The 24254-nt window shown below is 56.3% G+C and carries 25 protein-coding genes; 13 read left to right on the top strand and 12 right to left on the bottom strand.

Features of this window, described 5'->3' with window-relative positions; translation table 11 throughout:
* Positions 1-29 precede the first annotated feature (29 nt).
* Positions 30-737, top strand: coding sequence for a LysE family translocator (locus TH4_RS04105; RefSeq protein ID WP_064780056.1), 708 nt, complete (start codon positions 30-32; stop codon positions 735-737).
* Between the two features lie 283 nt (positions 738-1020).
* Here the strand turns inward: TH4_RS04105 and TH4_RS04100 are convergent, their stop codons facing one another.
* Both TH4_RS04100 and TH4_RS04095 read right to left on the bottom strand, forming a co-directional pair.
* On the bottom strand, positions 1021-1368 hold the full coding sequence (locus TH4_RS04100; protein WP_008888509.1) for a MarR family transcriptional regulator: 348 nt from the start codon (positions 1366-1368) through the stop codon (positions 1021-1023).
* Positions 1369-1470: 102 nt separating this feature from the next.
* Complete coding sequence (locus TH4_RS04095; RefSeq protein ID WP_064780443.1) at positions 1471-2871, bottom strand: leucyl aminopeptidase family protein; 1401 nt, start codon at positions 2869-2871, stop codon at positions 1471-1473.
* Between the two features lie 316 nt (positions 2872-3187).
* Between TH4_RS04095 and TH4_RS04090 the strand changes: the two genes are divergently transcribed.
* From TH4_RS04090 to TH4_RS04080, 3 genes are all read left to right on the top strand, one after another.
* A complete protein-coding gene (locus tag TH4_RS04090; RefSeq protein WP_064780055.1) occupies positions 3188-3847 on the top strand; it encodes a glutathione S-transferase family protein in 660 nt (219 codons plus the stop codon).
* Between the two features lie 3 nt (positions 3848-3850).
* Positions 3851-4486, top strand: coding sequence for a uracil-DNA glycosylase family protein (locus TH4_RS04085; protein WP_064780054.1), 636 nt, complete (start codon positions 3851-3853; stop codon positions 4484-4486).
* Between the two features lie 91 nt (positions 4487-4577).
* Positions 4578-4868, top strand: a complete 291-nt coding sequence (locus TH4_RS04080; RefSeq protein ID WP_064780053.1) for a 4a-hydroxytetrahydrobiopterin dehydratase — start codon at positions 4578-4580, stop codon at positions 4866-4868.
* 90 nt (positions 4869-4958) lie between these two features.
* Here the strand turns inward: TH4_RS04080 and TH4_RS04075 are convergent, their stop codons facing one another.
* Positions 4959-5720: an SDR family NAD(P)-dependent oxidoreductase gene (locus TH4_RS04075; protein ID WP_064780052.1), complete on the bottom strand. Its 762-nt coding sequence runs from the start codon at positions 5718-5720 to the stop codon at positions 4959-4961.
* A gap of 124 nt (positions 5721-5844) precedes the next feature.
* Complete coding sequence (locus TH4_RS04070) at positions 5845-6375, bottom strand: Crp/Fnr family transcriptional regulator (protein ID WP_167351194.1); 531 nt, start codon at positions 6373-6375, stop codon at positions 5845-5847.
* Positions 6376-6445: 70 nt separating this feature from the next.
* Here TH4_RS04070 and TH4_RS04065 point away from each other — a divergent pair, with 70 nt between their 5' ends.
* On the top strand, positions 6446-7057 hold the full coding sequence (locus tag TH4_RS04065; RefSeq protein ID WP_157097705.1) for a hypothetical protein: 612 nt from the start codon (positions 6446-6448) through the stop codon (positions 7055-7057).
* Between the two features lie 21 nt (positions 7058-7078).
* On the opposite strand, the gene TH4_RS04060 is transcribed toward TH4_RS04065, so the two are convergent.
* From TH4_RS04060 to TH4_RS04050, 3 genes are read right to left on the bottom strand one after another with little or no spacing between them, the layout of a single operon-like run.
* Positions 7079-7960 (bottom strand): DMT family transporter, encoded by an 882-nt coding sequence (locus TH4_RS04060; protein ID WP_064780050.1) that lies wholly within the window; start codon positions 7958-7960, stop codon positions 7079-7081.
* Positions 7961-7964: 4 nt separating this feature from the next.
* Positions 7965-8915, bottom strand: coding sequence for a DMT family transporter (locus TH4_RS04055; RefSeq protein WP_063086684.1), 951 nt, complete (start codon positions 8913-8915; stop codon positions 7965-7967).
* A complete protein-coding gene (locus TH4_RS04050; RefSeq protein WP_280806644.1) occupies positions 8908-9855 on the bottom strand; it encodes a DMT family transporter in 948 nt (315 codons plus the stop codon). Before TH4_RS04050 ends, TH4_RS04055 begins: the two co-directional genes overlap by 8 nt.
* 207 nt (positions 9856-10062) lie before the next feature.
* On the opposite strand from TH4_RS04050, the gene TH4_RS04045 reads away from it, so the two are divergent.
* The 5 genes from TH4_RS04045 (at position 10063) to TH4_RS04025 (ending at position 14979) form a co-directional block, all read left to right on the top strand.
* The gene (locus TH4_RS04045) at positions 10063-10524 is read left to right on the top strand and encodes an Lrp/AsnC family transcriptional regulator (RefSeq protein WP_008888499.1); all 462 of its coding nucleotides are present in this window, start codon (positions 10063-10065) and stop codon (positions 10522-10524) included.
* 157 nt (positions 10525-10681) lie between these two features.
* Entirely contained in the window at positions 10682-12727 is a 2046-nt protein-coding gene (locus TH4_RS04040; RefSeq protein WP_064780048.1) for a potassium/proton antiporter, read from the top strand.
* A gap of 126 nt (positions 12728-12853) precedes the next feature.
* On the top strand, positions 12854-13795 hold the full coding sequence (locus TH4_RS04035) for a DMT family transporter (protein WP_064780047.1): 942 nt from the start codon (positions 12854-12856) through the stop codon (positions 13793-13795).
* Positions 13796-13822: 27 nt separating this feature from the next.
* Positions 13823-14323, top strand: coding sequence for a DinB family protein (locus tag TH4_RS04030; RefSeq protein ID WP_063086694.1), 501 nt, complete (start codon positions 13823-13825; stop codon positions 14321-14323).
* A complete protein-coding gene (locus TH4_RS04025) occupies positions 14320-14979 on the top strand; it encodes a LysE family translocator (protein ID WP_064780046.1) in 660 nt (219 codons plus the stop codon). The genes TH4_RS04030 and TH4_RS04025 overlap by 4 nt, the downstream gene beginning before the upstream one ends.
* Before the next feature lie 20 nt (positions 14980-14999).
* Here TH4_RS04025 and TH4_RS04020 read toward each other — a convergent pair whose 3' ends face one another.
* The 4 genes from TH4_RS04020 to TH4_RS04005 form a co-directional block, all read right to left on the bottom strand.
* A complete protein-coding gene (locus tag TH4_RS04020; RefSeq protein WP_064780442.1) occupies positions 15000-16217 on the bottom strand; it encodes a cation:proton antiporter in 1218 nt (405 codons plus the stop codon).
* Positions 16218-16299: 82 nt separating this feature from the next.
* Positions 16300-17085: an inositol monophosphatase family protein gene (locus TH4_RS04015; RefSeq protein WP_064780441.1), complete on the bottom strand. Its 786-nt coding sequence runs from the start codon at positions 17083-17085 to the stop codon at positions 16300-16302.
* Positions 17086-17144: 59 nt separating this feature from the next.
* Positions 17145-17927, bottom strand: coding sequence for a histidinol-phosphatase (gene hisN, locus TH4_RS04010; protein WP_064780045.1), 783 nt, complete (start codon positions 17925-17927; stop codon positions 17145-17147).
* 206 nt (positions 17928-18133) lie between these two features.
* Positions 18134-18829 (bottom strand): c-type cytochrome, encoded by a 696-nt coding sequence (locus tag TH4_RS04005; RefSeq protein ID WP_064780044.1) that lies wholly within the window; start codon positions 18827-18829, stop codon positions 18134-18136.
* A 352-nt stretch (positions 18830-19181) separates the two neighbouring features.
* Here TH4_RS04005 and TH4_RS04000 point away from each other — a divergent pair, with 352 nt between their 5' ends.
* On the top strand, positions 19182-19922 hold the full coding sequence (locus TH4_RS04000) for a 3-deoxy-manno-octulosonate cytidylyltransferase (protein WP_064780043.1): 741 nt from the start codon (positions 19182-19184) through the stop codon (positions 19920-19922).
* 69 nt (positions 19923-19991) lie between these two features.
* Positions 19992-20852, top strand: coding sequence for a prephenate dehydratase (locus TH4_RS03995; protein ID WP_040822211.1), 861 nt, complete (start codon positions 19992-19994; stop codon positions 20850-20852).
* A 72-nt stretch (positions 20853-20924) separates the two neighbouring features.
* On the opposite strand, the gene TH4_RS03990 is transcribed toward TH4_RS03995, so the two are convergent.
* A complete protein-coding gene (locus tag TH4_RS03990; protein WP_064780042.1) occupies positions 20925-22595 on the bottom strand; it encodes a methyl-accepting chemotaxis protein in 1671 nt (556 codons plus the stop codon).
* A gap of 416 nt (positions 22596-23011) precedes the next feature.
* Between TH4_RS03990 and TH4_RS03985 the strand changes: the two genes are divergently transcribed.
* On the top strand, positions 23012-24254 hold a 1243-nt coding region (locus TH4_RS03985), incomplete at its 3' end, for a DEAD/DEAH box helicase (RefSeq protein ID WP_064780041.1).

Genomic DNA, 24254 nt, shown 5'->3' with positions numbered 1-24254 from the left:
ACCAGACTTGTCACCAAAGTTGCCCCACCATGTCGTTTGAAATCTGGCTCAGTTTCACCCTGCTTGTCTTCCTCGTCGTAATGTCGCCCGGACCCAGCATCCTGATCGGCATGTCGCATGCGCTGCGTTATGGCGCGCGGCCGACCTTGATGACGGCCTTGGGTGATGTCACCGCCAACATGATCCAGATGCTGATTGCGGCCCTTGGTTTGGGCGCTGTCCTGGCGACATCGGCAACCGCCTTTGCCATCGTCAAATGGTGTGGCGTTGGTTTTCTGCTCGTCATCGGGCTGATGTCATTCCTTCGCAAGCCCAGGGAAATCAGTATCAAGACCGGTATCGAAACGAATAATCAGGTGGGGTTTGAGCCGGCAAACGGGCTGCGCCTGTTCCGCGAAGGCTTTCTGGTCGCAGCTGGAAATCCCAAGGCGATTGCCTTTTTCGGGGCGCTGTTTCCGCAATTTGTCGATCCAGCCCAACCGCTCGCACCGCAATTGCTGATCCTTGGCGTCACCTTCGTGACACTTGATTACAGTTTCGTAATGATTTACGCGATGGGGGCTGCAAAACTGATGCCGTGGCTGGTGCGCCGCGGTGGCAATAACGTCATTGCACGGCTGTCAGGTGGCGTTTTGATCGTTGCCGCAGGGCTTTTGGCGCTGATTGAGGTGCCCGAAACCATGGCGGACACCCACCAGGTCCCGGCGCAGGCGATAACCCAGCCATCGGCACCATAACGTCGTTTTGCCCGGTCTTTTGTATTAGAATCTCTGATAAATCATTGATTTAACGAAGGAAAATATCACGCGCACAACACGCCGATTGGCGCGAATACAAACCAACTGGTCTGTATATAGCGATTTTTTGCCATATCAGATTTACTGCATTTAAAATGGGGAAGTTTTGCTGCCCTAATTGGCCGATTTTGCGAAACGTGGCCTTGGAAACGGGCTTTGGGCGTCAATTGCGGTCTGAGGTCAGACGCTTGTCGATTTGTTTTTGGTTGTTTCTGGGGCCGGATTATTCGCTCTCGAGACCCGCACCGACGATGATATCGCCAAATTCGCGCAGGAAGACCGATCCCTTGACCGTCCGCTGAACCAGAACCGAACGGCGATCTTCTTCATCGACCTTGCGTTTGACCATGCCAAGCGAGCTCAGGCGATCAAGCGCACGGGTAATGGCCGGTTTGGAGATATTAAGCGCCTCGGAAAGGCCGCGTACCGTATGCGGCGCCGGGGTCAGGTAAACGCTGAGCAACAAGGCCATCTGTCGGGCCGACAGGTCGGGGGAGTCCCGACGCACACTCTCAACAATCGCGATACGCCAAAGGTCAAGCGCCTGAGACGCTTTGATCTCGATCGACATGTTCGTGCCCAACAATTTATTTGTTACGAATACGTAATCTCTACCTGACCCCTGCCATGATGTCAAAGGCCTAATTACCAAAAAATTGAATTTACGGTTAGTTTACTTACCGTAACGATCCTTGATCAGCTTGAAGGCGGCCCGGATGCCCTGTGCTTCGCCGCCGGTCGGGCGACCGGGACGGTCAGACGGGTTCCAGGCCATCAGATCGATATGTGCCCAGCTTTTGGCGCCTTCGGCAAAGCGATCGAGGAACAGGGCGGCAATGATCGCCCCGCCAAACGGGCTGCCGGAAATATTGTTCATGTCAGCTGCCTTGCTATCAAGCTGGCTGCGATAATCATCCCACAGCGGCAACCGCCACAGCGGATCATTTTCGGTCATCCCGGTTTCCATCAATCCATTGGCCAGATCATCATCATTGGAAAACAGGGCCGGCAAACCAAGGCCAAGCGCAACACGTGCCGCACCGGTCAGGGTTGCGAAATCAAGCAGCATGTCCGGATCTTCTGATGCTGCTTCGGTCAGGGCATCGGAAAGAACGATGCGTCCTTCGGCATCGGTATTGCCAACCTCGACCGTGATGCCCTTGCGGGTTTGCAAAATATCACTCGGGCGATAGGCCCGACCCGACACCATGTTTTCAACCGCCGGGATCAGAACGCGCAACCGCACCGGAAGGTCGGCCGCCATGATCATGCGTGCCAGGCCAAGAACCTGTGCCGAACCGCCCATATCCTTTTTCATCAAAAGCATGTTGCTCGATGGCTTCAGGTCATAGCCGCCGGTGTCAAAACAGACCCCCTTGCCCACCAGCGTGATTTTCGGCGCACTTTCATCACCCCATGTAAGGTCGATCAGGCGCGGGTCGCGATCACTGCCATGGCCGACCGTATGAATGGCCGGGTAGTTCTGGGCCAAAAGATCCATGCCGACGATCGCACTGACATTGGCACCAAATTCCGCCCCAAGGCCTCTGGCGGCTTCTTCAAGTTCGGCCGGGCCCATGTCATTGGCAGGCACATTGATCAGATCGCGCGCAAGGCCGATGCCGCGCGCAATGTTTTCGGCCCGCTTGGCGGCCTCAATGTCATGCAGGGCGATTTTGGCGCGCTTGTCCTTTTTGCCGTCATCCTTGCGATAGCGATCAAACCGATAGCCCCCCAGATAAAGTCCAAGGGCGGCCTTTTCATAAAGATCATCCTTTTCCGTCAGATCATCAGAAAGCGCATAGGTCCCAGCCGGAAGGGCGTTTGGCAAACCGGCAAAATCCCAGATCGCCTTGGCATCATCGACATAGCCAACCAGAACGCTGCCAACCGCGCCGTCTTTGCCGGGAAGCAAAAGCTGCGTACCGCGCTTGCCCTCAAAGCTGTTGGCGGCAATCCACGACTTGGTCGCGTCCGGCTGCTGGGCAAGCCAGCTTTCAAAACCGCTTTCGGCAATCGGGGAGATGGTAATCGGGTTGGCAGAAGGATCGTTGGCGATGATGTGGTCGTACAATTTAAGGCATCCCTGCTGGTGACGGGTGACGAGTGATTGGTAATACGTGACGGTCGACTGAAAGGGCAGCGGCCAAAGACCAACTGCCCAAGCAAAACGAACCGGCAATATGTGTTCACAAGATATGTGACCCGATCTTACGGCTGCCATCCCCCGCGGTCAAAACTCATTCACATAATCCAACACTGCTTTGTGCTTAAAGCCACGCTTGAACGTCCGGCTTGAACGTCTGGCTTGAACCCGGCACCCAAAGGCCAGATAGTATTCGCCGCTGTCATCAAATGTGCCAATCGCGCCAACCGCCAAAGGTCCCAGAATGCAAAACCTTCCTGTGCTTTATATCGGCAATAAAAACTATTCCTCCTGGTCGCTGCGCGCCTGGCTTGGCCTGCGCGTTGCCGGTGTGGCGTTTGAGGAAAAGCTCGTACCGCTCCGCTCCGAAGAATGGCATGCCAAGGCGCCGGTCTTTTCGCCCACGGCCAAGGTCCCGGCCTACTTTGATGGCACCAAAACCATCTGGGAGGCGCTTGGCATTCTCGAATACATCGCCGACAGCCAGCCTGACACCATGCTCTGGCCGCTTGATATCGATGTGCGGGCGATTGCGCGCGCCGTCTCGCTTGAAATGCATGGCGGGTTTGGGCCCTTGCGAAGCTCCATGCCGATGAATTGCCGCAAAAGCCTGCCCGGTCTGGGGCGCAATGAAGGCGTGGACAAGGACATCAACCGCATCACTGAAATCTTCAAGATGTGCCGCACCCAATATGGGCAGGGTGGCGATTTCCTGTTTGGGCATTTCTCGATTGCGGACGCCATGTATGCACCGGTGGTAACGCGGTTCAAAACCTATGGCGTAAGCCTTGATCCGATTGGCAATGCTTATATCGAAACCATCCTTGCCCTGCCGGAAATGAAGGAATGGTACGCCGATGCCGCGACCGAGGAATGGGTGATTGACGACGCCGAGGTGAAATAACCCATGCCGGGTTTAACCGGAAAACTGCCCGAAATTGATCCAATGGGCGGGGACGCTGCCCTTGATCGGTTGCTGTCTGAGGTCCGGGCCTGCCGGATTTGTGCCGAACAGTTGCCACTTGGGCCGCGCCCGGTGGTGCGCATGGCAAAATCGGCACGCATCCTTGTGATCGGGCAGGCGCCGGGCACCCGCGTGCATGAAACCGGTCTGCCCTGGAACGATGCGTCCGGTGATCGGTTGCGCGACTGGCTGGGACTTTCGGTCGATGATTTTTATGATCCGGCCAAACTCGCCATCATGCCGATGGGGTTTTGTTATCCCGGCCGGTTTGATCGTGGTGGGGATTTGCCGCCCCGTCCGGAATGCGCGCCGACATGGCATGATGCCCTTATGCGCCATTTACCCGATATCGGCCTGACCCTTCTGATCGGGCAATATGCGCAAGAACGCTATCTCGGTCCGCGCCGGGCCAAAACCATGACCGAAACCGTGCATCACTTTGCCGATTTCCTGCCCGACGGCATCCTGCCCATGCCCCATCCAAGCTGGCGCAACACCGCCTGGATGAAAAAGAACCCGTGGTTTGAGGCCGACCTTTTGCCGGTGCTGCAATCACGTGTGCAAGGCTTGCTGACATAGACCGATTTGGGTTGCGCTGGTTTTTATGTTCCAATGCGCGCAGAAGACTGCGTCCATAAGACAAGTGGCCAACATTAAGGAGGCACAAGATATGAGCAAACTTGAAAAATCCACCATCGAAAAGGCGCTGACCGCTCTTTCGGGTTGGGCGCTTGCCGATGACGGGCTGTCGATCAAGCGCGTTTATAAGTTTGGCGATTTCAATGCCGCGTTTGGCTTCATGACGCGGGTGGCACTCATGGCCGACAAGATGGATCACCATCCCGAATGGTTCAATGTCTATAACAAGGTCGAAATGACGCTGACCACCCACGATGCTGGTGGTGTGACGCAAAAGGACATTGATCTGGCAACCTTTTGCCAAACGGCTTCTGGTCAATAAGCAATAAGCCCTGCCAAATGAATTGCGCCCTGCCGCTGGGGGACGGCAGGGCGCATTGGCTGCGGGATAAAGAAACGAAATCGTGTGGGACTATTTCGGTTCCAGCCGGACCGCGCCATCTATGCGAATGGTTTCGCCATTGATCATTTCATTTTCACAGATATGCATCGCCAGACGGCCATATTCATACGGGTCGCCCAACCGTTTCGGGAATGGCGTATTGGCAGCCAGACTTTCCTGAACCTCATCAGGCAGGCCCTTTAACATCGGCGTGCCAAACAGGCCCGGTGCGATTGAGACAACCCGAATGCCATGGCGCGCCAACTCACGTGCGGCTGGCAGGGTAAGGGATGCCACCCCGCCCTTGGACGCGGCATAGGCCGCTTGCCCGATCTGCCCTTCGAAGGCCGCGATCGATGCGGTGTTGATAATCACCCCGCGTTCGCCGGCATCATTCGGGTCATTCTGGCTCATCGCATTGGCGGCAACCCGCATCATGTTAAATGTGCCGATCAGATTGACCGTGATCACCTTGGAAAACGCGGCCAGATCGGCGGGGCCGTCGCGCCCGACAATGCGTTCGCCATGGACAATGCCGGCACAGTTCACAAGGATCGATGGCGTGCCCAGATCCGCCTGCACCTTTGCAACCGCCTGCTCGACACTCTCCGCGTTCGAAACATCAACGCCATAGCCAACACCACCCAATTTCTCGGCTGTGGCCTTGGCACCGTCTTCATTCAGATCAAATGCCGCAATCCGCGCCCCGGCATTCGCCAGTGTCTCGGCGGTTGCCGCACCAAGACCGGACGCAGCCCCGGTAACAATGGCAATCGAACCCTTGATTTGCATGACGTGAAGCCTCCCGACGCGCGTTCTTCTGATTAATTTGGTATTTGTATACCAAATTATATCTTTAACGGGCAAGCGCCGATTTAACCTTGTCGGGTGTCCAAAACTGGTCCGTCAGATCGGCTTAGCGGCGCTGCGCGATCTCGCGATAAAGTGCTTCGGGACTGACACCGATTTCAAGGGCAATCACCCGCCAATTGCCCTTTTCGGGCAGCACCCCGTCATGCCAGGCGATCCAGGCATCAAGCCGTTCAGCGACTGTGCGAAGCCGCAAAATCTCTGCCCGCTGGCGGGTTGCCTGCACCTCGCGCGCCAGATGCGCGGCAAGCGATAGTGCCATCTGATTGTTATCGGCAAGATGGGCTTCAACATCATGTTTGCGGATCATTTTGACCTGCGCATCCTGATGGCAGACAGCATCACAATGATAGTAATGCGAAAACAATGATGCCTCTGCCAAAACGCTGTTCGGTCCAGCGCGTTGCAAAACAATCTCGTCGCCGTTTTCCAAAAACCGTGCCAGCCGCATTTCCCCGCTGAGAATAAGGAAAAGATGCTCGACCGGGTCGCCTTTGCGAAACAGGACCTTGGGCGGGCTGTAATCATACAGCCTGCCATGAAAACGGTTGAGAAGATCAAAGATTGATACCGACATGATATCTATCATGTGACAATTGGCTGACCTGTTTCAAGCTTGGCGTTCATTCAAACCAAAAGGTGTTGCCATGCTTATTCTCCCCCGCCTGTCGCAAATCGCATTCCGGGTCGCGTTTCCCGCCTTGATCCTGCTCGGATTGACCATCCCGTTAACGGCCCATGCACAGGGGAATGCCCACATGCATCGCACCGACAATGCGCAGCGCGGCAGTAACATGGCCAGCGACGCAAGCACGCCATCACCCTATGTCGGTCAACAACATCGCCCGGTCAAAAGCCTGTCGGCCGACGATATGGCGGAACTGCGAAAGGGCGGTGGTTGGGGATTGGCCAAGGCCGCCGAACTGAATGGCGTGCCGGGGCCTGCCCATTTGCTCGAACTGTCTGCTCAGATCCCGTTGTCTTCAGACCAGCATGCCGCCATCACCGCGCTTTATGCCGACATGAAAGAAAACGCGATCATTGCCGGCAACAGATTGATCGAGGCTGAAGTCGCCCTGGACGCGGCATTCAAGGCCGGCGGCCTGACCGCAGAAGAACTCGAAGGGCTGATAAACACCATCACCCAAAGTTTGGGCCGGTTGCGCTATGTCCATCTGTCGACTCACCTCAAGACCCCGGAAATCCTGAGCCCCGATCAAATCGCGCGCTATAACAGTTTGCGGGGTTATGACGGGTGATGGGTGACGCGTCGTCGACCCTTATCTGGCTTTGGCAAGCTTGCGCTCACGAAGGGCGACATAGATCGCAGCGCCAATAATCATAGCCCCGCCGGGCAGGATCCAGATATCGGGCACTTCGCCAAACAGAATCAGCGCCAGCACCGCAATGATCGGCAAACGCAAATAGGAAAACCCGACAAAGAAACTGTAATCGGCCAGTTGCAGGGCTTTGACGTTACAAACCTGCATCACATTCATCATCAGGGCGGCAACCGCCATCAGGCCAAGTGCAGACCAGCTTGGCGTCTGCCAGACGAATAATGCCGGGATCAGGGAAACCGGTGTGGTGATGATCATCAGATAAAACAAAAGCGATGTGGTGGACTCCGTTACCACCAACCGCTTTGTGATCAACCCGGCACTGGCCATGCAGATCGCCGCCGCAATCGGTAAAATGCTGGCCGCTTGCATGGTATCAGACCCCGGCTGAATGATCAGGGCCACACCGACAAACCCGATAACAATCGCAAGCCAGCGGTGAATGCGCACCTGTTCGCGCAAAATAACCGCGGCCAGAATGGTGCCAAACAGGGGTACCGTGAAATTAAGCGTCGTCGCCTCGGCCAGTGGCAAATACAACACCGCCATAAACCACAAACACATCTCTGCTGCCGACAACACGCCGCGCAAGCCAAACAAAGGCAGGCGCTTGGTGGCAAGGCTGCCAATCCCGCGCTTCATCACCATCGGCAAAATCAGGATCAGGCCAAAGGCAAAGCGCAAAAACACCGCCTGATAGGGATGCAGTTCCTCGGTGGCATAGCGGATGGTGAGCGTAAAACACGCCGCCAGAATGGCCGCAAACAGCGCAAAAAAGCTTGCCCGCATCACATCGGACTGGGTGTTGAACCATGCCCGCATGCTGTCACGACTTCCTGTTGGACGGCGGCGGGTCAAGATCACTTGCCGTGGCTGAAAGCCCGCGCTTGATCCGGTTGGCTTCGCGGTTCAGCTTCGCCTCGCGCCGCGCGATATAAAGTGCGGATCCGATAATCAGGGCCGCACCCGGCACCAGCCAGATTTCCGGAACCTCGCCAAACATCACCAGTGCGATACCGACGACAAAGGGCAGGCGCAGGTAATTAAACCCGATCACAAAGCTGTAATCATAAACCCGAAAGGCGTTGGTATTACAAAGCTGGGTGATGTTGGCCATGAACGCGCCCGCCACCATCAGGCCAAGCACCTCAAGGCTCGGTGTCTCCCACACAAACAATGCCGGGATCAGGGTCAGGGGCGTGGTCAGCATCATCATGTAAAGGATGATGGCGGTCGGGTTTTCGGTCCGCGACAGTGACTTGATCGTCAATCCCGCGCTGGCCATGCAAATTGCGGCGGCAATCGGAAACAGGCTTGCCAGTTGCACGGTTTCGCTGCCCGGCCTAATGATCACCAGCACCCCGCCAAAACCGACCAACAAGGCGGCAATCCGGTATTTGCGAACTTTCTCACCCAAAAAGATCGCGGCAAGAATGGTCCCAAATAGTGGCACGGTGAAATTAAGCGCAGTCGCCTCGGCCAGCGGCATATAGGCAATCGCCGAAAACCAGAAACTCATCGCCCCCATCGACAGAACCGCACGCAGGCAGAACATCGGGAAACGCTTGGTCTTAAGCGGCGTTAATCCGGCCCGCAACGCAATCGGTGCGATGAACAAAAGCCCAAAGAAATTGCGCAAAAACACCGCCTGCAACGGATCGATATGCTCGGTCGCAAGGCGGACAAACACCGAAAAGATCGCCGCACTGATCGATGCCATCAGGCCAAAGGCAGTTGCCTGCAAATAGGGCGGAAGTCCGTTAAACCATTCACGCATCGGGCTTGTCCTTTGCGCTGGCATCCCGATCAACGCGGGTTACCGGGATGGCTTGCGGATCGGCGGGTGCTGTGGTCGGCAGGTTGGCTTCTCTCTTGGCCCTTTTGGCCAGAACCGCCTCACGCCGCGCGATATAAAGTGCTGATCCAATGATCAAGGCCGCCCCGGCCCAGGTCCAGAAATCAACCACCTCGCCAAACATCACATAGGCCAGGGCCGCAACAAAGGGCAGGCGCAGGAAATCAAAAATCATGACATAGGACTGATCGGCCGTGCGATAGGCACGCACCAGTAATTGCTGCCCCGCCGTTCCGGTCACGGCAATGATCAACAGGATGAACAATTGCCAGACGGTCGGCCCCTGCCAGTATATCAGCGCCGGGATCAGCGACAGCGGCGTCATGATCAGGCCCATCCAGGTTACGATGGCATTGGCACTTTCTGTCCGTGACAGCATTTTGACCGTGGTCATCGCGCACGCCATGAAAACCGTCGCGCCAAGGGCCAGGATCGCACCGGTCTCAAAACTTTGGCCAAACGGACGGATCACAATCATCGCCCCGACAAAACCGATCGCAATTGCGCTCCAGCGACGCGCGCGCACGGTTTCGCGCACCACAACGGCGGCCAGAACCGTGGTCAGGATCGGCAGGGTAAAGTTGATCGCAATGACCTGTGCGGCGGGTGATAGCGAAAGGGCGGTAAAAATGCACGACATCGCTCCGAAACCCAGCACCCCGCGCAGAAAATGCAGCTTGAACCGCTCGGTCTTTAATCCGCTCGCGCCATGACGCACCATCCATGGCACCATTGGCAACAATCCGAACAGGTTACGGAAAAACGATGCCTCGAACGGATGCAGGTCTGCTGTGACATAGCGGATAAAAACCGCCATTACCGCAAAACACATTGCAGCACTGATCATAAGAAGGGCGCCCATCAGGGCTGCATTGTCAGAGGCGGGGCGATGTAAAATCATTACAAGTAAAGGTTTACGCAGCTATCCGGAAAAAATCCAGTCTCGCGAACGGGATATCGCATGGCAGCGGCGCATGGCAGACCCGGCAAATTTGGCGAACAGTTCGCGCACACCCGTTTTTCGTGTAAGATCAAGGCAATCAGCAAAATCCATTCAGGGGGAAGATAAATGGATGCAATTGATCGCAAACTGATCGACATCCTGCAGGAAGACGCATCACTGTCCTATTCGGTTTTGGGAACAAAGGTCGGGCTGTCTGTTTCTGCGGTGAATGATCGTGTGCGCAAGCTGCGCGAACAGGGGATTATTCAGGCCTATCGCATTTCGGTCGATCCGCACGCCATTGGCCGTGCCTTGACCGCAATGGTCTGGCTGCGTACCGATCCGGCCAAGGGCAACAAGAAACTGGTCAAATCCCTGATCAAGGCCGATGAAGTGCTGGAATGCCATCACATGACCGGGCGCTTTGATTTTCTCGTCAAACTGCGCCTGCGTGATACCGGCCATCTGGAATCGTTTATTTCCGACACGATCAAGGAAATGCCCGGCGTCGTCGAAGTTCTGCCGGAAATTGCCTTGTCGACGGCCAAGGAAACCCTATTTGTTCCGGCACAGGCCGATCACGAATAGGGGGCCGTGCCTGACTTTACAGTTTCAGGATAATTTTGATCAGTCATCGGGGGGAGATGGCATTGCCGGTCATCATTTCCTAAGTATCACTATGTGATAGTACTGCGCGCGTAACCCGCCAAACCCATTCTGATGTCCCGACATAGGAGCCCCCGAAATGATTGAATCGATGAATCTGGTGATCCTGATTGCATCGATTCTGGTGGTGGTGGCTGTTTTCACCAGTCTGGTCAGCTTTCGTGTCGGCGCCCCGTTGCTTCTGGTGTTTCTGTTTGTCGGCCTGGCGGCGGGCGAGGACGGCATTGGCGGCATCATGTTCGACAACGCGCCGCTCGCCTATTTCATCGGCTCCATCGCGCTCGCCCTGATCCTGTTTGACAGTGGCTTTGAAACCCAGCTCCGAACGTTAAAAATCGCAGCCGGACCATCGCTTGTTCTGGCAACTTTCGGGGTGTTGATCACCACCGGGGTGATTGGCGGGGTAACCTGGCTGGTGCTTGATGTGCCTTGGCTGGTCGCCCTTTTGTTCGGGGCGATTGTCAGCTCGACCGATGCGGCGGCGGTGTTTTTCCTTTTGCGCGTTGGCGGGATCAATCTGCGTGATCGTACGCGCAGCACGCTTGAAGTTGAATCGGGTTCGAACGACCCGATGGCGGTGTTTCTGACCATCTCGCTTGTCGAACTGATCATTCTTGGCGGCGGTGAAAACATCGCGCTTGAACTCCTGCAACGCTTCATCCTTCAGATCGGTCTTGGCGCGATCTTCGGCCTTGCCGGCGGTTATGCGCTGGTCTGGATGATCAACCGGGTCAAACTTGAACCGGGACTGGTGCCGATCATTACCATGGCGTTGGCACTCAGCCTGTTTGGCGCGACCAGTATTCTCGGCGGCAGTGGCTTTTTGGCGGTTTATGTCGCGGGTCTTTATGCCGGGAACAGCAACATGAAAATGAGCGTCGGCGTCCGGCGTTTTCAGCATGTCACCACTTGGCTTGCCCAGATCGCGATGTTTGTCACTTTGGGTCTGCTGGCCACCCCGTCCGAGTTCGGCACGGTTGTCCTTCCGGGCGTCATTCTGGCGCTGGTTCTGGTGTTTGTCGCCCGTCCGGTGGCGGTCTGGCTGTGCCTGATGTTCTTTAACTTCTCGCGCAATGACACCGCCTTTATTTCATGGGTCGGTCTGCGCGGGGCGGTCTCCATCCTGCTTGCCATTGTGCCGATGGTCGAAGGCGTGCCCGAAGGGCAGCTGTTGTTTAACACCGCCTTCATCGTCGTGATTACATCGCTTCTGTTGCAGGGCTGGACGATCCGGCGCATGGCGCATTGGCTGGGCATTATTGTGCCGGCCCGCCATGGCCCGGTGGATCGTATTGATCTTGAACTGCCCGGCAATGCCAATCAGGAAATTGTTGTCTATCGCGTTCACGAAGCCAGTGCCGTTGCCACCGGCCATCGTATTCCGCGCTGGGCACGGCCAAGTCTGATTTTGCGTGATGGCGCGTCATTGCGTCCGCATTCTGCCGGGCCGGTTCAGGGTGGTGATCAGGTCTATATCATCACCCCGCCCAAGCATGTCGACCTGCTCGACCAACTCTTTGCCGGTCCGGCCGAGGGGGCCAATGACGTCGAACTGTTCGGTGATTTCAGCTTCCCGGCCGATACCCGGATTGCCGATATTGGTCGTCTCTATGGCTTTGCCGTCGACGCTGATGATACCGAACTCACCGTGGCCGAAATCCTCGAGCGTGATCTGCCCGGCGATCTCGAACTCGGTGATCGCATGCCCTATGGCACGGTGGAGCTGATCGTGCGCCGCACCGATGATGAGCACGACGTGCTCGAGGTCGGCTTGGCGGTCGAACAACAAAAAGCCAAACCAAAACGCCGCATTCCGATCTTCCAGTCGCGCAGCGAATTGCTGGCCATTTGGAAAGACTGGCAAAAACGCAAACGCGCCGAAAAGAACGCGACGCTGAGCGATCAGACATCACCGGCGGCCAAGCAGATTGATGATGGCACAGACGAGGCCGATGTGACGGAGGCACCCGACGTACCTGACACGTCCGATGACATGATCGACCATGTGGCTGACGACGCGGTTAACGAAACGTCCGGTGACACCCCCGAAGATGGCGCTGAAACCCCCGAACCAGAAGACAGCGGCAAAAAGCCCGGCAAAGCAGGCCGGTCGAAAAAATCCTGATTGGCTATGCATTAGATTTCCGGTCTTTGGATTAGTTTGGCTAATGGCTGGATCAAAAAAGCTGGTTTGGCGCCGGTTCTGAACTGCCCTAAATTGTGGCTTCAATTCTTTTGGAGTCCTTGGGCCATGTTCGGTCTTTATGCAGCAGTTGTCTTGATCTGGGGATCGACCTGGATCGCCATTCAGTATCAGCTTTCGGTCGCCCCCGAAGTGGCCGTCGCCTATCGCTTTGCCTTGGCAACGCTGATTTTGATGGCCTGGTGTGGTTTGCGGCGTTTGCCGATGCGCTTTGGCTTGCGCGATCATTTCTTCATGGCGGTTCTGGGCGTCTGTCTGTTTTCGCTGAACTATGTCCTGATCTATGTCGCCAGTATCCATCTGACGTCCGGGCTTCTGGCGGTGGTGTTTTCAACCATCGTCATCATGAATATGATTAATGGCGTGATCTTTTTCCGACGCCGTCCCGAAACCCGCACTTTGATCGGGGCCGGGATCGGGCTTACCGGCATTGCCATGGTCTTTGCCAATGATCTGGCGGCCTTCGATCTGACCACCGGCGGCAGCATCGGGCTTCTGGTCTCCCTTGCTGGAAGTTACATCGCATCGCTTGGCAATATGGCGTCCGCACGCAACCATGCGCGCGGTGTGCCGGTCATGCAGGCCAATGCTTATGGCATGCTTTATGGCACGGTCTTGCTGTTTGGCTATATCGCGCTTGCCGGGATCCCGGTGTCGTTTGATACCAGTGCCAGATTCTTGGCAGCTTTGGTCTATCTCGCCCTGTTCGGATCGGTTCTGGGCTTTGGCTTCTATCTCACACTTTTGGGCAAAATCGGGCCGGATCGTGCGGCCTATAGTTCGGTGATGTTCCCGATTGTTGCCCTGTTGTTGTCGACCTGGTTTGAGGATTTCCACTGGACGGGCAATATAATCTGGGGTGTGGCGCTGACATTGGTCGGCAACGTGGTTATTCTGACCAAACGGGTTCCCAAACCGGCGACCAAGGTGCTCGAACAGGTTGCTCCGGTACCGCCAACTTGCGCAACAAACCCGACGGCGAAGCCCTGATCGCAGACCTGAAGACGGAGTAACAAGATGAACGGTGCGGCCTATTTCGAACGCATGGCGCAATATAATCTCTGGGCCAATTCGCGTGCCTACGGGCTTTGCGCGAAATTGCCAGCGGCCGAACTCGATGCCCCGCGCACGGCCTTCTTCCCGTCGATCCTGCGCACGCTCAATCATATCCTGGTGGCTGATCGCATCTGGATGAGCCGCCTGCTTGGCAGTCCCGTGGCCATGCCGCTCAATACGGTGCTTTATGAAAACTTCGATGAACTCCACCACGCCCGCGTGGCCGAAGATCAGGCGATCATTGAGTTCACCAACGGCCTGACCGATGCCGAAGTAACCGCCGATCTTACCTATCACTCGGTCGCGGGCGATGCCTATACCATGCCGCGCGATCTGGTTTTGGCGCATATGTTCAATCATCAGACCCACCATCGTGGGCAGCTATCCAACATGCTGATCGAGGCCGGATTGGGCCCGCTTGAGATTGATCTGGTCTTTTTCGCCCGGGATCAGTTGCGATGATCGAACTTCTCGTTGCCTATACGCCGTTTCTGATTGCCGCCCTGTTGCTTAACATCTCTCCGGGGCCGGACATGGCCTATATTGTCGGGCAAACCGCGGTACATGGTCGCAAGATCGGCCTGTTTTCATCGCTTGGCGTGATTTCCGGTGCCTTTGTCCATGTTCTGGCGGCAACTTTTGGTCTTTCGGCCATTCTTGCGACCTCGGCGCTGGCCTTTGCCATCGTTAAGTGGATTGGCGTTGCCTATCTGGTGTGGCTTGGCATCGGCGCACTGCGCAGCAGTTTTGCCAAATCAGAAACTGCCGCGCAATCGGCTGAACCAGCCGCCCCGATTTCGACCAAACCGATGACCGCCTTTGGCGCCTGGCGTCAGGGGGTGATGATTGATGTGCTCAATCCCAAGGTGGCGATTTTCTTCATGGCCTTCCTGCCGCAATTCATTGATCCAAGACGTGGCAATGGCGCGGTGCAGTTTCTCGTACTCGGCCTGATGGTGCTTCTGATCGCCTTTGTGGTTGAGGGCATGCTGGTTTTGGCGGTGGCCTCGGCCGCTGGCCGGATCAAGGGCAGTCGCAAGCTGGGTGCCTGGTTGAACCGCGCACTTGGCGGCATGTTCATTGCCCTTGGCATCCGTCTTGCCATCTCCCAACAATAGCCTGAAAAAATCAACCTTGCTTAGGATTTCCGCGCCAGATAGCTGACCAACGCACGCGATGCCGGGGCGGCGGTAATGCCATGGGCAACCACGCTGATGCAAACAATCATGGTGCCGGCGGCAAATAGTGGCCTGAACGCGCCCGGATCAATCATCGTCGCCATGATCAGCATATAAATCACCGATGCAATCCCGCGCGGCCCGAACCAGCCGATATAAAGCTTCTCGCCCAGGCTATAGGGACTGCCAATCATGCAGATCCACACACAAAGCGGCCGCAGGACAGCAAGGCTCGCAATCGAAAACAGCAGCATCGTCCAGGTCCAGCTTTCATAAAGCGCTGGCACAACGATCAGGCCAAAGACAAAGAATGTCAGCATGGTCAGAAGCTCTGACTCGGCCTCGCCAAAGCTTTCGATCGCGTCCTTGACCTTGTCGCTTGAGATATTAAGCGCAAGCCCGCCGGCAAAGGCCGCGACAAAGCCATTGCCGCCCAATTCTTCGGCCAGCAGGAATATGAAAAGGGCGGCCAGAACGCCAAGCAACCGTTCAAACCGCGCAACGATGGTGCGGTGCTTGACCGCGTGATTGACCACCTGACCAATCACATAGCCACTGACCACCCCGATCACCGCCCCGATTGAAATCTCAAGCAGCGCCTCGGCGACCCAGCCCTGATGTCCGTTGCTCAGAAGATTGGCTTCCAGCAAAACCGCCGTGGTAAAGACCGGCAGGACCAACCCGTCATTAAGCCCGCTTTCAATATTGATGCCCTGGCGCACCGGTTCGGGCACGCCCTTGTTTTCAAGGACGGGTCGGCCAAGGGCGGCATCGGTCGGGCTGACAATAAGCGCAAGGATCAGGGCTGGCACCAACCCGATAGAGGCATCAAGCCCGACAATAAACGCCCAGGTCACCCCGATGGTCAGCGGCAACCCGATCAGTAGCAAGCGGATCGCAATATTGCGCGCCGCACTTTCCTTGCGGTAATCGAGCACCGCGGCATCGAGAAATAAAATGATCGCCAGCGTCATCTCGGCAAAGCCGGTGGCAAAATGAATGCTGCCCGAAAGCGCATCCATCGGCGCGCTGTGCCAGATGCCCAGCGGCAGGGCGACCAGCATCCCGGTCAGGACCATCATCATTGGCGATGAAATATTGCGGCGTTGCAGGCGGCGCGATTGCAGGCCATACACCAGCCCGGAGCCGAGAAAAAGAATGATCACCCATTCAAACATGGCGCTGCCCAACCTGTTGCCCTGATCAGCAAGTGTGCCCGAAAGGTGCCTGATCGCCAAATGTTTAAGGTATCACACAGCCTTACGCGATGGCCTTTTGCAAAACCGCCAACCCCTCGGCATGGGCGCGGCTGTCACCACTGGCAATCACAAGATCGCCGCTGTGCATCGTAAGGGCATTGCCTTCCCAATCGGTAATGGTCCCGCCCGCACCCTCGATCACCGGCACGGCGGCACAGAAATCATAGGGTTGCAGGTTGGACTCCACCAATACATCGCCAAACCCCATGGCAATCAGGCCATAGCCATATGAATCAATGCCGTAAATCGGCTGCTTGGCTGCACCAAAGGCCGCCTCATATCCGGCAATCGCCTTTGGATCGACGAAAAGATCCGGCCCGGTGGTGAAAATGGTGGCATCTTTCAGGTGTTGGCATTCACGTGCCGTGACTGCCTTGCCATTAAGCGTCGTCGGTTGCCCTTCGACCCCGATCCAGCGTTCATCCAAAATCGCCTGATCAATTACACCCAGCACCGGCTTGCCATTGCGGCACAGCGCAATCAGGGTGTTGAAGCTGGGTTTGCCGGTGATGAATGATTTGGTGCCGTCAATCGGATCAAGGATCCAGACATATTGGGCATCAAGGTTTTCCTGCCCGTATTCCTCGCCCAGAATGCCATGGTCGGGCAGCTCCGCATTGATCAGGTCGCGCATGGTGCGCTCGATCGCGCGGTCGGCATCGGTCACAAGGCTGGCATCGCCCTTTTCATCGATAGAAAGCGGCTTGCGGTAATAGCTTTGCAGCACCGGGCGCGCTGCATCGGCAAGCTTGTGGGCCATGGCAAGAAACGGGTGGTCGTTGGTCATCGGATATCCTGTGTCGGCAAGGTCTGTGATCTGGTGGGGCGTTCCGGCAATGAAGGCTGTCAGGCCATCGCGGCCTTGATCGTCGCCAGAACATCCTGATGGCAACGGGCATCGCCACTGGCAACCACATCACCTGCACTATCGATATCAAGCGGCTTGCCCGACCAGTCGGTCATCACACCGCCTGCACCCTCGACAACCGGCACCAACGCACAAAAATCATACGCCTGAAGGCCGATCTCAACCACCGTATCGGCCAGACCGAGTGCTGTCAGGCCATAGGCATAGGCATCGACGCCATACATCGGCACCCGGCAGTTCTTCGAAACCGCCTGATAGGCCTTGGCCGCATCGCCCTTGAACAGTTCAGGCGCGGTGGTAAAGAAGGTCGCACTCTTAAGGTCTTCGCATTCCCGCGCACTGATCTCAACGCCATTCATCGTGCTGGCCTGTCCCATCACGCCGACCCAGCGTTCATCGGTAATCGCCTGATCAATGATGCCCAGAACCGGGGTTCCCTTGTGGCAAAGTGCAATCAGGGTCGCAAAGCTCGGCTTGCCGGAAATAAACGATTTGGTGCCGTCAATCGGATCGAGCACCCAGACATATTCCGCATCGGTATTTTCCCGGCCATGTTCCTCGCCCAGAATGCCGTGATCGGGCAGTTCGGCATTCAGGATATCGCGCATGGTGCGTTCGACCTCGCGGTCGGCAATCGTCACCGGGCTGTCATCGGCCTTCACATCGACCGCGACCGGGGTGCGGTAATATTTGCGCACGACCGGGCGTGCGGCATCGGCCAGTTTGTGGGCGATTTCCAAAAACGGATCGAGATTTTCCATAAAGGCATTCCTGCAGGCGGTTGATGTCTGGCGGCGGGGTATGGTTATGGCCGGTACTATTTCCGCTTTGGGCCCAGAAGGCAAGGACGCCATATATAAAGTCCCAAACGACAAACCCCCAAACGCAAACAGGGGACAGTTTCCTGTCCCCTGCATGTTCTGTGCTGACCATAAATCTCGGTCAGGCGATGTCTTTGGCTGCGTGCTTACTGCGCGGTGGCCGCGTCAACCGCGTCGCCGGCTTCCTCAACTGCGCCTTCAACGGCGGCTGCGGCATCATCAACGGTTTCTTCAACCGCTTCGGCGGCTTCGTCAACGGCTTCTTCTGCGGCCTGGGCGGCTTCAACCGCTGCCGGATCCGGAAGCGCAACCGGGTTGTCAGACTTGGTGTTCAGCCAGGCAATAACCGCGGCACGATCTTCGGCCTTTTTCAGACCGCCAAAGCTCATTTTGGTGCCATCAATGTAATCGCGCGGCTTGTACAGGAACTCGTTCAGCTCCTCAAAGCCCCACGAACCACCATGGTTGGCCATCCCGTCAGAATAGGAGAAGTCATCCTTGTGCGCGAACGCGGCACCAACGATGCCATAAAGGTTCGGGCCGGTTTTGTTCGGGCCGCCTTTTTCGACGTCATGGCAGGATGCGCATTTTTTGAAGACTTTCTCGCCTTCACCCATGTCGGCCGAGGCCAGCATGGCAAGAATCGGTTCCGGGCCTGCCGGTTCTGCCGGTGCAGCAGCAGGGGCATTTGCTCCCGCCATCACATCTTCGGAGAACGGATATACCGGTGCTTCCAGTTCTTCAGGACTGACCAGTGCGCTGCCGACCTTGCCGACAACCACTACCAGAAGCACAGCACAAATAACGCCGGCGACGATCTTGTTGATTTCCATCGTGTTCATGACGGGACCCCGTTACAGCCTAATCACTCTCAGGTTTTATCTTTATGTTCTACCCATGCGTCCCCGGCAATCCTCGATCAAGAGAAACACACGTGTAACCGCAGGCAAAACTGGTCGGTGGGAAACTATACGTTTCAGCGATTTGCATCAACCTTTCTTAAACACCAAGGTGAACAAGCTTGCCTTAGAACTTTCGTCTAGTGTTCCGCAAAACGCGATTCCGCCTTTCGTCCCCCCACCAAAACCGGCTAATGTCGCGCCGATTAAGAACCTGTGTTCTGCCATTGCTTGTTCACACCACGCTTTGCGCAAGATCAAAAACGGGTGATTTCTGCCTGATCGGAGTGAAGAAATGTCGACCCCGCGCAATCCTGTTGTTGTAATTCCCGCCCGCATGGCGTCCACGCGTTTGCCCAATAAGCCGCTTGCCGATATCTGTGGCGAACCCATGATCGTTCAGGTCTGGCGTCGCGCGACGGAGGCCGGAATCGGTCCGGTTCTGGTTGCCTGCGCCGAACAGGAAATTGCCGATGCGGTTACGGCTGCCGGGGGTATTGCCGTTCTGACCGATCCTGATTTGCCCAGCGGATCGGACCGCGTCCATCAGGCACTCCAGACATTCGACCCCGAAGGCAAGTTTGATGCGGTGGTCAATGTGCAGGGGGATCTGCCGACCATTGATGCCGCCGACATCCGTGCGGTGTTTGAACCGCTGAATGACCCGGATGTCGATATCGCAACGCTCGCGGCTGAAATCAAACGGGATGAAGAACGCACCAATCCCAATGTGGTCAAGGCGGTCGCGGCCTTTGGTACCGGGCGTGTCGCGCGCGCACTCTATTTCACCCGCGCAACCGCCCCTTATGGCGACGGGCCGCTCTATCATCACATCGGTCTTTATACCTATCGCCGGGCTGCGCTGGATCGGTTCGTTTCCCTGCCCCCGGCAGAACTCGAACAACGTGAAAAGCTTGAACAGCTCCGCGCGCTTGAAAACGGCATGGTGATCGCGGTCGCCCTTGTGGATGGCGTGCCGCTCGGTGTTGATACACAAGAAGACCTTGAACGCGCGCGCGAAGTGCTGGGTGCATAGTTGCGGTTCTTGGCATCAAGTGCTTTAAGTTCTTAACGACAACAATTTGACCATTCAGGAAACAGCCAGATGACTGCGCAACAAAGGATCGCTTTTCAGGGAATGCACGGTGCCTATTCGGATCAGGCAGCCCGTCGCGCCTTTCCGGGTGCAACGACAGTACCGTACAGGACCTTTGAAGGCGCCTTTAGTGCACTCGAAGACGGCGATGTCGATCTGGCCGTGATCCCGATTGATAACACACTGGCCGGGCGTGTTGCCGACGTTCACCACATCCTGCCAGAATCCGGTGTGCATATTATCGGTGAAACCTTCCTGCGCATTAACCATGCGCTGGTTGGCGTACCGGGTACGAAGATCGAAGACATCAAGGAAATCCACAGCCACGTTCACGCGCTTGGCCAATGCCGCAAACTGCGCAAGGAACTTGGTGTCAATGCCGTGGTCGGCCCGGATACCGCGGGCTGTGCCAAGGAAGTCGCTGATCGCGGTGATAAATCGATTGCCGCCATCGCACCGGTTTTGGCCGCCGAGATTTATGGTCTTGATGTGCTCCGGACCGAGGTCGAAGACGCCGAACACAACACCACGCGCTTCATCATTCTGGCGCGTGAACCGCTCGACATTCCCAATGACGGCACCCCGGTGGTGACAAGCTTTGTCTTCCGCGTGCGCAACGTCGCGGCTGCCCTTTACAAGGCACTCGGTGGTTTTGCCACCAACGGCATCAACATGACCAAGCTTGAAAGCTACATGGTCGAAGGCCACTTCACAGCGACCCAGTTCTTTGCCGAGGTCGAAGCCCACCCCGAACAGCTTGGCCTGCGCCACGCGCTCGAAGAACTGCAATTCTTCTCGCACGAAGTCCGCATTCTGGGTGTTTATCCGGCGCATTCCTTCCGCAAGGAAAACAACCTTCCGGCCGAATAAGCGGAAAACAGAACGCGCAAAACAAAAAGGGCCGGACAAATCAATGTCCGGCCCTTTTTTGAAATCAGGTTCTTACGATCCGGCCTGGTTCTTCAAGTCGGTCGAGAAACGATGAATGATCTTGGTCAGTTCGGCAGAACGATCAGAAAGCTCTGCTGATGCTGATTTCAGTTCGTCGGCATCGTTGGTCGTGCCCTGGGCGTTCTTCATGGTTTCATCAACGCTCTGGGAAATCTGTTTCACACCATCCGCACTGCGGTTGGCATTGCCCGAGATTTCCTGCGTTGCTGCACCCTGTTCTTCAATGGCCGCCGCAATTGCGGTTGATGCGCTTCGGACCTGTTCGATGGTTTCCGAAACCCGCGAAATGCCGGTGACCGCACGTTCGGTGCCGTCAACAATGTCATTGATCTGGGCGGCGATTTCATCCGTCGCCTTGGCCGTCTGGGTGGCAAGGTTTTTGACCTCGTTTGCCACAACCGCAAAGCCTTTGCCGGCTTCACCCGCACGCGCAGCCTCAATGGTGGCGTTTAGCGCCAGAAGGTTGGTCTGACCGGCAATATCGTTGATCAGGCCAATGATCTCTTTGATCTTCTCAACCGTCTCGGACAGGCCGGCAACGTCATTTGACGCGCTCTGGCTTTCATCGGTTGCCCGTTCCACAGTGTTCGACATCTGCGAAATCTGAACGTTGATCTCGGTGATCGAGGATGACAGTTCCTCGGTCGCGGCGGCAACCGCATCGACGTTCTGGGAAACTTCACCGGCCGCAGATGCCACCTGCTGGCTCTGGCCCAGAATGCCATCCGCACTCTGTGACATGCTCACCGCAAGATCGGCACTGCGTTGAACCGAACGATCAACGGCCTTGGCGATACCACCGACTTCGCTTTCAAGCTTCTCGGCGATGGCGCGGATATTGCTGCGGCGTTCTTCTTCGGCTTTCTGTTTCTGAACCGCGGCATCGGCTTCAAGCTGCTGGGCCTGTGCCGACTTGTCACGAAGTGCCAGAACACCGGCTGCCATGTCGCCAATTTCAACGAACCGGGATTCGGTTTCGACCGGTGCCTTGTAATCGCCATCGGCAATCGTACGAATGCTGCTGTTCAGGCCGACGATGCTGCGCGTGATCCGCGTGCCGACAAGCCAGGACAAAACACCGGCAATGATGATTGCGATAACCGAAATGATCGCAATGCGCTGCATGACAGAAATGAATTCTGCCTGAACATCGTCCATATAGACGCCAGCGCCAAGGGCCCAGTTCCATTCCTTGATCGGGCGCACATAGGCGGCCTTCTCGATCAGTTTGTCACCTTCACCCGGCTTCTTGGTTTCATACAGGATCACATCGCCGCCTGCTTTGGCTGCGGCAACAATCATGTTGCGCACCTTGCTGTCGGGATTGCACTTGCCAACATCTTCCGGGCTCAGCGGATCAAGCTGCATGCAGTAATTATAATCGGTGGCATAGATATAGTTCTGCCCGTCAAACCGGTATGCATTAAGCACATCCAGGGCCGCAGCCTTGGCTTCGTCTTCGGTCATCTCGCCGCTTTTGGCTTTGGCGATATAATTATTGACGATCGTGACCGCACCCTCGGTCAAATTCGAAATCTGCTCAAATTTCGCATTTCGAAGACTGGTTTGATAGTTCAGGGCGACTGTGGCGATAATTGCCAGCAGCACCAAAAGGCAGATGGCGGGAATGGAAAATATCCCCGTGACGACCCGAAATCGCATGATTATCCCCTTCCAAGCGATTGTAGTGATCGCACTATATGCACATGATTTGAGAACCAAATGATTAATATTGCGTGCGATATTTGTTACATGGTTATGACGGTCACAAACCCCAATAACCGGGGGAATGCGTTTTTGCATGGCTGATCGGCGCGGGGATTGATTGACTTATGGTCAAATGCCCTGTATCACCCCGCTCATTCCTTCGCTTGCAAAGACAGAATGAGCTGTCAGGAACTGTATGAAAAGGCGAGGGCGGGTTCGGCGTGATGACGTCGATGCCTCACATCATTTGCCTCTCATGCAGGGTCCGACGCAGTGGCTGCTCTTTGCCGCGCACCGGTCATGACTTCGTTTGGGCAGGCACCCACAGGCGTTAACATGGCGCCGACCGGATAAACGAAGGACTTTCCTTTATGACGAATTTTAATGGGCTCAACCTGATCGAGCCCCTGCTGCGCAATGTTGAAGCTGCCGGTTTCTCCGCGCCGACCGAAATTCAGGCCGCGACGATTCCTGCACTTCTCGAAGGCAAGGACCTGATGGGTATTTCCCATACGGGTGGCGGTAAAACCGCTGCATTCTGCCTGCCGTTGCTGCAGCGTCTTGCCGAAAACCCGCAGCGCCCGAAACCGGGTCAGCCGCGCGCGGTTATTCTGGCTCCGACCCGCGAACTGGCGACCCAGATCGGCCAGTGCCTGCGTGATTTCAAAAAAGGCATCCGCCTGTTTTCCTCTGTTGTCTTTGGTGGCTCCCCGATGGGCCCGCAGATTCAGGAACTGCGCCGTGGCGTGGATATCCTGGTTGCGACCCCGGGTCGTCTGCTGGATCACATGTCGCGCAACACGGTGCGTTTCGACGATGTCGAAATCTTCATTCTGGATGAAGCCGACCGTATGCTTGACATGGGCTTCTCCGAAGACGTTCTGACCGTGGCGGAGCTTCTGCCGAACAATCATCAGACCGTGATGTTCTCGGCAACCATGCCGGCCGAAGTCAAACACCTGACCGACCGTCTTCTCAAGGATCCGGTCAAGGTTGAAACCGCACCGCAGGCGAGTGTCACCGAACGTGTGACCCAGGTTGGCATGTTCGTGAAACGTCACGACAAGACCAAGCTTCTGGTTCAGATTCTCAACCGTGATGACACCGACCGCGTTCTGGTCTTTACCAAAACCAAGGCCGATGCCGACGAACTGTCGTTCCAGCTCCGCGATGAAGGCATTGATAGCGATGCCATCCATGGCGACAAACAGCAGCGTATCCGTCAGAAAATCCTGCGGAACTTCCGCAATGGTCAATTCCCGGTTCTGATTGCGACCGATGTTGCTGCACGTGGTATCGACGTTCCGGGTATTACCCACGTTGTGAACTATGATCTGCCGCAAGATGCCGAAAGCTATGTCCACCGTATCGGTCGTACCGGTCGTGGCAGTGCCGAAGGTATTGCGATTTCATTCTGCGAGCCGCGCGACATTCGCCTGCTTCGCAACATCGAACGCCTGATCAAACAGGACGTTAATATCGACGAAGATCACGAATTCCATGCTGCCCCGCCGCCCCGTTCGTTCGGTGCCGGTGGTGGTCCTGGCGGCCGTGGTGGTCGCGGTGGCCGTGACGGTGGTCGTGGCTTTGGCGGCGGCGGTCGCGGTGGTTTCG

Origin of the sequence: Thalassospira tepidiphila MCCC 1A03514, from assembly GCF_001662875.1 — a bacterium.
In the GTDB taxonomy this organism is placed as follows: domain Bacteria; phylum Pseudomonadota; class Alphaproteobacteria; order Rhodospirillales; family Thalassospiraceae; genus Thalassospira; species Thalassospira tepidiphila.
The sequence above is the reverse complement of the archived record's forward strand: the minus strand, read 5'-3'. Positions and strand labels throughout refer to the sequence as shown.